We start from the raw sequence: 11964 nt of genomic DNA on the forward strand, positions 1-11964 counted from the left end.
GCCTGACACACCCCGACCTTCCCTCGTAAAAGTCAGACTTTTAGTTTTGAACGCGTTGGACCAGCCACTTCGCTCTGATCGAGGACTTTTTGAAGATGAGCACGCAGACACCGGACAGCTTCGAATGGACCGAACTCGACCGGCGTGCCGTCGACACCGCGCGCCTTTTGGCGGCGGATGCCGTGCAGCGAGTCGGTAACGGCCACCCGGGTACGGCAATGAGCCTCGCCCCGGCTGCGTACACGATCTTTCAGAAGGTGATGCGTCACGACCCCGCCGACCCCGAGTGGACCGGCCGGGACCGTTTCGTCCTCTCCCCCGGGCACACCTCGCTGACCCTCTACGCCCAGCTGTTCCTGGCCGGCTACGAGCTGGAGCTCGACGACCTCAAGTCCTTCCGGACCCAGGGTTCGAAGACGCCGGGTCACCCCGAGTACGGGCACACGGCGGGCGTGGAGACGACGACCGGCCCGCTCGGTCAGGGTGCAGCCAACGCGGTCGGCATGGCGATGGCGGCCCGTTACGAGCGCGGCCTGTTCGACCCGGAGGCCCCGGAGGGCGAGTCCCCGTTCGACCACACCATCTGGGCGATCGTCTCCGACGGTGACCTGGAAGAGGGCGTCTCCGCCGAGGCCTCCTCCCTCGCCGGCCACCAGAAGCTCGGCAACCTGGTCTTCCTGTACGACGACAACCACATATCCATCGAGGGCGACACCGCGACCGCCTTCTCCGAGGACGTGCTGAAGCGGTACGAGGCGTACGGCTGGCATGTGCAGCGGATCGAGCCCGCGCTGGGCGGCGACATCGACGTCCACGCGCTGTACGCGGCGCTCAGGGCCGCGCAGGCCGAGACCGACCGCCCCTCGATCATCGCGATGCGCACGATCATCGCCTGGCCCGCCCCGAACGCGCAGAACACCGAGGCCTCCCACGGCTCCGCCCTCGGCGCCGACGAGATCGCCGCCACCAAGCGCATCCTCGGCTTCGACCCCGAGCAGTCCTTCGAGGTCCCGGCCGAAGTCCTCGCCCACGCCCGCCGCTCCCTCGACCGGGGCGCCGAGGCACACGCCGCCTGGGACAAGCGGCTCGGCACGTGGCGCGCGGCCAACCCCGAGCGCGCCCAGCTCTTCGACCGGATCGTCGCCGGTCAGTTGCCCGAGGGCTGGGAATCCTCGATCCCGGTCTTCGAGGAGGGCAAGTCCGTCGCCACCCGCGCCGCCTCGGGCAAGGTGCTCCAGGCCCTCGGCACGGTCGTCCCCGAACTGTGGGGAGGCTCGGCCGACCTGGCCGGTTCCAACAACACCACCATCGACAAGACAAGTTCGTTCCTGCCGAAGGGCAACCCGCTGCCCGAGGCCGACCCTTACGGCCGTACGGTCCACTTCGGCATCCGCGAGTTCTCGATGGCCGCGGAGATGAACGGCATCGCGCTGCACGGCAACACCCGTGTCTACGGCGGCACCTTCCTGGTGTTCTCGGACTACATGCGCAACGCCGTCCGCATGTCGGCCCTGATGCAGCTGCCGGTGACGTACGTCTGGACGCACGACTCGATCGGCCTCGGCGAGGACGGCCCCACCCACCAGCCGGTCGAGCACCTGGCCTCGCTGCGCGCGATCCCGGGCCTGAACATCGTCCGCCCCGCCGACGCCAACGAGACCGCCGTCGCCTGGGCCGAGATCCTCAGGCGACACTCCACCGACCCGGCCCCGCACGGGCTCGCGCTCACGCGTCAGGGCGTGCCGACGTACGCCCCCAACTCCGAAGCGGCGAAGGGTGGTTACGTCCTGCGGGAGTCCTCCACCCAGACGCCCGAGGTGATCCTCATCGCCACCGGCTCCGAGGTCCGGCTCGCCGTCGCCGCGCGGGAGCGGCTGGAGGCCGACGGGATCGGTACCCGCGTCGTCTCGATGCCGTCCGTGGAGTGGTTCGAGGAGCAGCCCCGCGAGTACCGCGAGAGCGTCCTGCCGCCGGCCGTGAAGGCGCGGGTCGCCGTCGAGGCCGGGATCGGGCTGACCTGGTACCGGTTCGTGGGCGACGCGGGACGCATCGTCTCCCTGGAGCACTTCGGTGCCTCCGCCGACGCGAAGACCCTGTTCGCCGAGTACGGCTTCACTCCCGAGAACGTCGCCGCCGCAGCCAGGGAATCGCTGGCCGCCGCGCGTGGTTGATCCGACCGCCAGAAAGAAGATGAACACTGTGAGCACCGAAGCCGCCGCTACCGCGGGAGCCCTCAAGCGCCTCTCCGACGAAGGCGTCTCGATCTGGCTGGACGACCTGTCGCGCAAGCGGATCGAGTCGGGCAACCTCGCCGAACTGATCGCGGACAAGAACGTCGTGGGCGTCACCACCAACCCGTCCATCTTCCAGGCCGCCATCGGCTCCGGCGAGGGCTACGAGGAGCAGCTCGCGGATCTGGCGGTGCGGGGCGTGACGGTCGACGAGGCCGTGCGCATGATGACGACGGCCGACGTGCGGGCCGCCGCCGACATCCTGCGGCCCGTGTACGACGCCACAGAGGGCCGGGACGGCCGGGTCTCCATCGAGGTCGACCCGCGGCTCGCCCACGACACGGCGGCCACGATCGCCGAGGCCGGGCAGCTGGCCTGGCTCGTCGACCGGCCCAACGTCATGATCAAGATCCCGGCGACCAAGGCCGGGCTCCCCGCCATCACCGAGGTCATCGGCCAGGGCATCAGCGTCAATGTCACGCTGATCTTCTCCCTGGAGCGCTACCGCGAGGTCATGGACGCCTACCTGGCCGGTCTGGAGAAGGCCGCCGCGAAGGGCCTGGACCTGTCCGCCATCCATTCCGTGGCGTCCTTCTTCGTGTCCCGCGTCGACAGCGAGATCGACAAGCGGCTGACGGCGATCGGCACGGACACGGCCCTCGCGCTCAAGGGCCGCGCGGCGCTCGCCAACGCGCGGCTCGCCTACGAGGCCTACGAGCATGTCTTCTCCGGTGACCGCTGGACCGCCCTCGGCGGTGCCCGGGCCAACAAGCAGCGCCCGCTGTGGGCCTCGACCGGTGTGAAGGACCCGGCGTACAAGTCCACCCTGTACGTGGACGAGCTGGTCGCGCCCGGCACCGTCAACACCATGCCCGAGGCCACCCTGAACGCCACCGCCGACCACGGCGAGATCACCGGCGACACGGTGAGCGGCGGCTACGCGCAGGCCCGTGCCGACCTCGCCGCCGTGGAGGCACTCGGCATCTCCTACGACGAGGTGGTCACCCGGTTGGAGGACGAAGGCGTCGCCAAGTTCGAGGTGGCGTGGCAGGACCTGTTGGACGCCGTGCAGAAGTCGCTCGGCAGCAAGGGAGCTGACGCAGAATGACCGCCGACCAGGACTGGGACTGGGACAACCCCCTGCGCGACCCGCGCGACCGCCGTCTGCCGCGAATCGCGGGCCCGTCCGGGCTCGTCATCTTCGGTGTGACCGGCGATCTGTCCCGCAAGAAGCTGATGCCGGCCGTGTACGACCTCGCCAACCGCGGCATGCTGCCGCCGGGCTTCTCACTCGTCGGGTTCGCCCGCCGGGACTGGGAGGACCAGGACTTCGCGCAGGTCGTGCACGACTCGGTGCGCGAGCACGCCCGTACGGAGTTCCGCGAGGAGGTCTGGCAGCAGCTCGCCGAGGGCATGCGGTTCATCCCGGGTGACTTCGACGACGACGAGGCGTTCAAGCAGCTGCGCCAGACGGTCGACGAGCTGGACACGGCCCGCGGTACGAGCGGCAACTACGCCTTCTACCTCTCCGTGCCGCCGAAGTTCTTCCCGAAGGTCGTGCAGCAGCTGAAGAAGCACGGCCTGGCGGACGCGCCGGAGGGGTCCTGGCGGCGGGCGGTCATCGAGAAGCCGTTCGGGTCCGACCTCGCGAGCGCCCGTGAGCTGAACGCGATCGTGCACGACGTGTTCGACCCGGAGCAGGTCTTCCGGATCGACCACTACCTGGGCAAGGAGACCGTCCAGAACATCCTGGCGCTGCGGTTCGCCAACCAGATGTTCGAGCCGATCTGGAACCGGTCGTATGTCGACCATGTGCAGATCACGATGGCCGAGGACATCGGCATCGGCGGCCGGGCAGGCTACTACGACGGCATCGGCTCGGCGCGTGACGTCATCCAGAACCACCTGCTGCAGCTGATGGCGCTGACCGCGATGGAGGAGCCGGCCGCCTTCGACGCCGGGTCGCTGCTCACCGAGAAACTGAAGGTGCTCAAGGCGGTCAAGCTGCCGCAGGACCTCGGCAGGCACACCGTGCGCGGGCAGTACGCGTCGAGCTGGCAGGGCGGCGAGCAGGTCGTCGGGTACCTCCAGGAGGACGGCATCGACGCGCGGTCGAAGACCGACACGTACGCCGCAGTCAGGCTGAACGTGGACAACCGGCGCTGGGCGGGTGTGCCGTTCTACCTGCGCACCGGCAAGCGGCTCGGACGGCGGGTCACCGAGATCGCGGTCGTCTTCCAGCGGGCGCCGCACTCCCCGTTCGACTCGACCGCCACCGAGGAGCTCGGCCAGAACGCGATCGTCATCCGCGTCCAGCCGGACGAGGGCGTGACGGTGCGGTTCGGCTCCAAGGTGCCGGGCACGTCGATGGAGATCCGGGACGTGACGATGGACTTCGCGTACGGCGAGTCGTTCACGGAGTCCAGCCCGGAGGCCTACGAGCGGCTCATCCTGGATGTCCTCCTCGGTGACGCCAATTTGTTCCCCCGTCACCAGGAAGTGGAAGAGTCCTGGAAGATCCTCGATCCGATCGAGGAGTACTGGGACACACACGGCAAGCCGGCGCAGTACGCGTCCGGGAGCTGGGGACCCGAGGAAGCCGACGAGATGCTCGCACGAGACGGACGGAGCTGGCGCAGGCCATGAAGATCGACCTGAGCGACACCACGGCAAGCAAGATCAACAAGGCGCTGGTGAAGGGCCGCCGCGCGATCGGCACGCCGGCCGTGGGCATGGTCCTGACGATGGTCATCGTCACGGACGAGGAGAACGCCTACGACTCGATCAAGGCGGCCGAGGAGGCCTCCCACGAGCACCCGGCGCGCACCCTGGTGGTCATCAAGCGGCACGCCCGCACCCCGCGCGACCGCACCCGCTCGCACCTGGACGCCGAGGTCCGGGTGGGCGCCGACGCCGGCACCGGTGAGACGGTCGTGCTGCGCATGTACGGCGAGGTGTCCGACCACGCCGACTCGGTGGTGCTGCCGCTGCTGCTGCCGGACGCGCCGGTCGTGGTGTGGTGGCCGGTGGAGGCGCCGGAGAACCCGGCGAAGGATCCACTGGGTGCGCTGGCCCAGCGCCGGATCACCGATCTGTACACCACCGAGAACCCACAGGCCGAGCTGGAGGCCCGCGCACGCTCCTACGCGCCCGGCGACACCGATCTCGCCTGGACCCGGCTCACCCCCTGGCGCTCCATGCTCGCCGCGGCTCTGGACCAGGCCCGGGTGCCGATCATCTCGGCGGCCGTGGAGGCCGAGGCCGACAACCCGGCCGCCGAACTGCTGGCCCGCTGGCTGGAAGCCCGTCTCCACGTCACCGCCGAACGGGTCGTCACCGCCGGTCCGGTCGTCACCGGCGTGCGGCTGGGCACCGAGAACGGCGAGATCGTCATCGACCGCCCCGAGGGCCCGCTGGCCACACTGACCCTGCCGGACCAGCCGCCGCGCACCCTCGCGCTGAAGGTCCGCACCACCTCCGAACTCATCGCCGAGGAGCTCAGGCGCCTCGACGCGGACGAGATGTACGCCGTCGCCCTGCGGGGCGAGGCCACCAAGGAGACCCCTGACCATGTCTGACCCGCTGTCCGACACACCCCGGCCCACCCAGCGCCCCGAGTGGGCGGCCCTGGAGGACCACCGCGAGGACGCACTGCAGCGCCCGCGGCTGCGTGAGCTGTTCGCGGCCGACCCGTCGCGCGCCGAGCGGTACGTCGTACGCGTCGGTGATCTGCGCATCGACTACTCCAAGCACCTGATCAACGACGAGACGCTCGCCCTGCTCCAGGAACTGGCCGCGGCCACTGACGTGTTCGGGCTGCGCGACGCGATGTTCCGCGGCGAGAGGATCAACGTCACCGAGGACCGGGCGGTGCTGCACACCGCGCTGCGGGCGCCGCGGGACGCGGTGATCGAGGTGGACGGCGCCGACGTCGTGCCCAAGGTGCACGCGGTGCTCGACAAGATGAGCGACTTCGCCGAGCGCGTCCGCTCCGGCGCGTGGACCGGCCACACCGGCCGCCGGATCCGCAACGTCGTCAACATCGGCATCGGGGGCTCCGACCTCGGTCCGGCGATGGCGTACGACGCGCTTCGCCCGTTCACCGCACGGGAGTTGACGTTCCGGTTCGTGTCGAACGTGGACGGCGCCGACCTGCATGAGGCGGTGCGGGACCTGGATCCGGCGGAGACGCTGTTCATCGTCGCGTCCAAGACGTTCACCACGATCGAGACGATCACCAACGCCACGTCGGCCCGTTCCTGGCTGCTGGCCGGGCTCGGCGGCGAGGACAAGGCGGTCGCCAAGCACTTCGTCGCGCTGTCGACCAACGCCGAGAAGGTCACGGACTTCGGCATCGACCCGGACAACATGTTCGAGTTCTGGGACTGGGTCGGCGGCCGCTACTCCTACGACTCGGCGATCGGCCTGTCCCTGATGATCGCCATCGGCCCGGACCGCTTCCGGGAGATGCTCGACGGCTTCCACACGGTCGACGAGCACTTCCGCACCGCACCCGCCGAGGCCAACGCCCCACTGATCATGGGCCTGTTGGGCATCTGGTACGGCAACTTCCTCGCCGCCGAGTCCCATGCGGTGCTGCCGTACTCGCACTACCTGTCGAAGTTCACGGCCTACCTCCAGCAGCTGGACATGGAGTCCAACGGCAAGTCGGTGGACCGGGACGGACAGGTCGTGGGCTGGACGACCGGGCCGGTGGTGTGGGGCACGCCCGGCACCAACGGGCAGCACGCCTACTACCAGCTGATCCACCAGGGCACCCGGCTGATCCCGGCCGACCTGATCGGGTTCGCCCGGCCGGTCGCCGAGCTGAGCGACGAGCTCAAGGCGCAGCACGACCTGTTGATGGCGAACCTCTTCGCCCAGGGCCAGGCGCTCGCGTTCGGCAAGACCGCGGACGAGGTGCGCGCCGAGGGCGTGCCCGAGGAACAGGTCCCGCACCGCACCTTCCTCGGCAACCACCCCACCACCACCATCCTCGCCCCCGAGCTGACCCCGTCGGTCCTCGGCCAGCTGGTCGCCCTCTACGAGCACAAGGTGTTCGTCCAGGGCGCCGTATGGAACATCGACTCCTTCGACCAGTGGGGCGTCGAGCTCGGCAAGGTCCTCGCCAAGCGCGTCGAACCCGCCCTCACCGAAGGGGCCGAGGTCCCCGGTCTCGATCCGTCCACGGCCGCCCTCGTGGCCGCGTACCGCTCGCTCAAGAACGCATCGGACGCGCAGGGCGTCCAGGAGGAAGTGAACTGACATGCAGATCGGTCTTGTGGGTCTCGGCAAGATGGGCGGCAACATGCGCGAGCGCCTGCGCAACGCCGGCCACACCGTCGTCGGCTACGACACCAACCCCGAACTGTCCGACGTCGCGAGCCTGGCCGACCTCGTCGACCAGCTCGACGCGCCGCGCACGGTCTGGGTCATGGTCCCGGCCGGCCACGTCACCCAGCTCGTGATCGACCAGCTGGGCAGCCTGCTCAAGCCGTACGACACGGTGGTCGACGGGGGCAACTCCCGCTGGACGGACGACGAGAAGCACGCCAAGGAGCTGGGCGCGCACGGCATCGGCTTCGTCGACGCGGGCGTCTCCGGCGGCGTGTGGGGTCTGAAGAACGGCTACGCCCTGATGGTCGGCGGCGAGAAGGAGTACGTCGACCGGCTCAAGCCGGTCTTCGAGGCGCTCAAGCCGGAGGGGCCGTACGGCTACGTCCACGCGGGCAAGGTGGGCGCCGGGCACTTCGCGAAGATGGTCCACAACGGCATCGAGTACGCCATGATGCAGGCCTATGCCGAGGGCTGGGAGCTGCTGGAGAAGGTCGAGTCGGTGGACAACGTCCGGGAGGTCTTCCGCTCCTGGCAGGACGGCACGGTCATCCGGTCCTGGCTGCTGGACCTCGCGGTGAACGCCCTCGACGAGGACGAGCACCTGGAGAAGCTGAAGGGGTTCGCGCAGGACTCCGGGGAGGGCCGCTGGACCGTCGAGGCGGCCCTCGACCACGCCGTGCCGCTGCCGGCGATCACCACCTCGCTGTTCGCGCGGTTTGCGTCCCGCCAGGACGACTCCCCGCAGATGAAGATGATCGCGGCGCTGCGCAACCAGTTCGGCGGGCACGCCGTCGAGTCGAAGGAGTAGTCAGCCGTGGGGGATCTCCTTCTGGTCCGCCACGGTGAGACGGAGTGGAGCAGGTCGGGACAGCACACCAGCTGGACCGACCTGCCCCTCACCCAGGACGGCGAGGAACAGGCCAAGTCCCTGGCTCCGCTGCTGTCCGGCCGGGCCTTCTCTCTGGCGCTGACCAGCCCGCTGCGCAGGGCGGTCCGCACGGCCGAACTGGCGGGCGTGACCGGGGCCGTACCGGACCCCGATGTTCGCGAGTGGGACTACGGCGGCTACGAGGGCGTCACCACGGTCGACATCCACCGCTCCCGCCCCGACTGGTACCTGTGGACCGACGGGGTGCCGCCCGGACCGGACGGTCACCCCGGTGAGTCACCGGCCGAGGTGGGGGCACGCGCCGACCGGGTGCTGCCCGGGTGGACGTGGCACTGCTGGACGGCGATGTCATCCTCGTGGCGCACGGTCACTTCCTGCGTGTCGTCACGGCCCGGCGGCTGGGCCTCTCGCCGGCGGACGGGCGGCTGTTCCAGCTGGCGACGGGCACGGTGAGCCGCCTGTCGACGGAGCACGGCCGACCCGTGATCGCGGACTGGAACACCCGGCATTAGGCCGACGCAGGCACGGGCCGCATCCGCAGCGGGCGTCAACCCCGCGTCCACTGCGGATGCGGCCCGGTGAGCTTCCTGGGATCCTGAGGTCCCCGTACGCAGTCGTACGAAGGAAGACCTCCGATGGCCGAGTCCGGGCAGCACGAGCAGCGCTACGAACGGTACGAGGGCGGCAGTCCCGAGGCGGAACGCCTGATGTTCGAGCGGCTGGCGCGCGAGCTGATGGACGTGCAGGCCAGGAACCGGCGTGCCGGGGGCGGCGACATCACCCGCACCTTCCATGCCAAGGCACCGGTGGCCGTGGAGAACGCGCGGCTGCGCTTCCACGACGACCTCCCGTCAGCGCTGCGCGTGGGGTTCGCCCAGCCCGGCGCCGAGTATCCGGCGACCGTACGGCTGTCCAACGCGAGCGGCATCCGGCAGGGCGACGGCTCGCCGGATCTGCGCGGCGCGGCCGTGCGGGTGCGGGTGTCGGAGGAGGAGAGCCACGATCTGCTGGCGACCAGCCACCCTGTCTCGCACGCCCGCAACGCCCGGGAGTTCGTGGCCTTCGCCAAGGCGATGGCTGGCGCCCGCAGTCCGGTGCAGAAGGCGTTCGGGCTGTTCGTGAAGCTCCCGCTCGCGGTGGGGCTGGGCACCGCCAACCGGATGCGGCGCAATGTGCAGGCGGCCGCCCGGCACACCGTCGACTCGCTGGCCTACGAGACGTACTGGAGCCGGGGCGCGATGCTGTGGGGCGACGCGGGGCCCGTGCGGTTCCTGTTCCGGCCCGCGCCGGGCACCCCGCCGGGGCCCGCGCCGGACCGCCGGGACCCGGACTTCCTGCACCGTGAGTTCGCGCGCCGGCTGGCGCAGGGCTCCGTCGAGTACGACCTGTGCGTGCAGCGGTTCGTGGACGAGCGGCACACGCCGGTCGAGGACGCCTCGGTGGAGTGGACGGACGCGGTGGCGCCCGCGCTTCCCGTCGCCCGGCTCACGATCCCCGGCCAGGACCTGGACTCCGCTCAGGCGCGTGCGATCGCCCGCCGTGTCGAGGACCTGGGCTTCAACCCCTGGTACACGACCGAGGAGTTCAGGCCGCTCGGCAACATCAACCGGGCCCGCAAGGCCGCGTACCAGGCGTCCGGCGCGCACCGGCTCGGGCTGCGGTTCGTCACCGGGGAGCCGGTCCGCAACAAAATCCTCGGCCGTCCCGTCGAAGCGGCTTTCGCGCTGCTCAACCGGTATGTGCCCTGGCACCGGCTGCCGACGCAGCTGAGCCTGCTGAACCTGGTGTTCCTGCGGAAGGTGCTGCGCAGGCTGAACCTGATCGACACCGAGCCGTGCGAGGCACCGCCCCACGCCCAGCGGGTGCCCGAGCCGATCCCGGAGCGGCTGCGCGGCGAGCGGTCGTACGACGGGACGTACAACGATCTGTCGGCCCCGGGCATGGGCGCCGTCGGCGCGGCCTTCGGCCGCAATATGGCGCCCGTCCTCCGTCCCGACCTCTTCGACACCCCGAACCCGGTCACGGTCAGCCGCCTGCTCCTGTACCGCGAGAGCTTCCTGCCCGCGACCTCGCTGAACGTGCTGGCCGCTGCCTGGATCCAGTTCCAGGTGCACGACTGGGTCAACCACCGCCGCCACCGGCCTTCGGAGCGCAGTGTCGAGGTCCCGTTGCCGCCCGGCAGCGGACCGTGGCACAACACGCCCGGCGGGCCCGGCGAGAGCGTGATGCGGTTCGCGGAGAACCAGGGCATCGAAAAGCCGGGCAGCCCGCCGATCCTGTTCGCCAACACCGCCTCGCACTGGTGGGACGGCTCCGAGGTGTACGGCGCCGACGAGCAGACCGCCCGCTTCCTGCGCGAGGCCGGGGGCCGCGCCGAACTCCGCCTGGAGGACGGCCACTTGCCGAACAGCGGCAACGGCGGGATTCCGCTGACGGGCTTCAACGACAGCTGGTGGATGGGCCTCAGCGCCATGCACACGTTGTTCGCGCGCGAGCACAACGCGGTGTGCGCCGCGCTGCGGGCGGAGTATCCGACGATGAGCGAGGAGCGGATCTACCAGCGGGCCCGCCTGGTGGTCTCGGCGCTGATCGCGAAAATCCACACGGTGGAGTGGACGCCGGCGATCCTCGCCACCGAGGCGATCGACATCGCCCTGCACACCAACTGGCAGGGTCCGCCCAGGAAATGGCTGGACCAGCTCGGGTTGTGGCTGTTCGAGTCGCACTCCCTGACCGGCATCCCCGAGACCCTGCCGGACCACCACAGCGCGCCGTACTCCCTCACCGAGGACTTCGTCACCGTCTACCGCATGCACCCGCTGATCCCGGACGACTTCGAGCTGCGTGAGCACCAGCTCGGGCAGCGCCTGGAGACGGTGGGCTTCCTGGACATCCAGGGCGGCGCGGCGGAGGCGCGGATCCGCAAGGCCGGGCTCGCCAACAGCTTGTACTCGTTCGGCATCGCCCACCCCGGCGCGATCGCTCTCCACAACTTCCCGCGCTCGCTGCAGCAGTTCGAGCGTGACGGCGAGATCATCGACCTGTCGGTGGTGGACCTGGTCCGGACCCGGCGGCGTGGTGTCCCGCGCTACAACGACTTCCGCGAAGGGCTGCACAAGCCGCGCCTGCGTTCCTTCGAGGAGCTGACGGAGAACGCCGAGACGCTGGCGCGGCTGAAGGACGTGTACCGCTCGGTCGACGAGATCGACACCGTCGTAGGGCTGTTCGGGGAGAACCCGCCGACCGGGTTCGGCTTCAGCGACACCGCGTTCCGGGTGTTCATCCTGATGGCGAGCCGGCGTCTGCAGTCCGACCGCTTCCTCACCGTCGACTACCGGCCGGAGGTCTACACGCCGCTGGGCCTCGACTGGGTCGAGCGGGGCAGCCTGAACTCCGTGATCCTGCGGCACTGCCCGGAGCTGGCGGCGCTGCTGCCGCGCGGGGCGAGCGCGTTCGCGCCTTGGCGGGCGGTGCGGCCGACGAGCGGCTCTTCTTGAACGAGGCAGT

Annotated in this window: 7 protein-coding genes and 1 pseudogene; all 8 read left to right on the forward strand. The window is 70.1% G+C overall.

Annotated features, from left to right (window positions below; all coding sequences use genetic code 11):
* Nucleotides 1–95: 95 nt before the first annotated feature.
* The 8 genes and pseudogenes from tkt (at nucleotide 96) to OHO27_RS06350 (ending at nucleotide 11954) form a co-directional block, all read left to right on the forward strand.
* Nucleotides 96–2171, forward strand: coding sequence for a transketolase (tkt, locus tag OHO27_RS06315; protein ID WP_328421104.1), 2076 nt, complete (start codon nucleotides 96–98; stop codon nucleotides 2169–2171).
* 19 nt (nucleotides 2172–2190) lie between these two features.
* Nucleotides 2191–3339: a transaldolase gene (tal, locus tag OHO27_RS06320; RefSeq protein WP_328421106.1), complete on the forward strand. Its 1149-nt coding sequence runs from the start codon at nucleotides 2191–2193 to the stop codon at nucleotides 3337–3339.
* A complete protein-coding gene (gene zwf / locus OHO27_RS06325; protein ID WP_328421108.1) occupies nucleotides 3336–4877 on the forward strand; it encodes a glucose-6-phosphate dehydrogenase in 1542 nt (513 codons plus the stop codon). Before tal ends, zwf begins: the two co-directional genes overlap by 4 nt.
* Complete coding sequence (gene opcA / locus OHO27_RS06330) at nucleotides 4874–5809, forward strand: glucose-6-phosphate dehydrogenase assembly protein OpcA (RefSeq protein ID WP_328421110.1); 936 nt, start codon at nucleotides 4874–4876, stop codon at nucleotides 5807–5809. Before zwf ends, opcA begins: the two co-directional genes overlap by 4 nt.
* Before the next feature lie 4 nt (nucleotides 5810–5813).
* A complete protein-coding gene (pgi, locus tag OHO27_RS06335) occupies nucleotides 5814–7496 on the forward strand; it encodes a glucose-6-phosphate isomerase (protein ID WP_328430366.1) in 1683 nt (560 codons plus the stop codon).
* A 1-nt stretch (nucleotide 7497) separates the two neighbouring features.
* Nucleotides 7498–8376, forward strand: a complete 879-nt coding sequence (gene gnd, locus OHO27_RS06340; RefSeq protein WP_328421112.1) for a phosphogluconate dehydrogenase (NAD(+)-dependent, decarboxylating) — start codon at nucleotides 7498–7500, stop codon at nucleotides 8374–8376.
* Between the two features lie 6 nt (nucleotides 8377–8382).
* Nucleotides 8383–8969, forward strand: a pseudogene (locus tag OHO27_RS06345) (histidine phosphatase family protein).
* 123 nt (nucleotides 8970–9092) lie between these two features.
* Nucleotides 9093–11954 carry a peroxidase family protein gene (locus OHO27_RS06350; RefSeq protein WP_328421114.1) on the forward strand — a complete coding sequence of 954 codons (2862 nt, stop codon included), beginning with the start codon at nucleotides 9093–9095 and terminating at the stop codon, nucleotides 11952–11954.
* The last annotated feature ends 10 nt before the right edge of the window (nucleotides 11955–11964 follow it).

The organism is Streptomyces sp. NBC_00443, assembly GCF_036014175.1.
Taxonomy (GTDB): domain Bacteria; phylum Actinomycetota; class Actinomycetes; order Streptomycetales; family Streptomycetaceae; genus Streptomyces.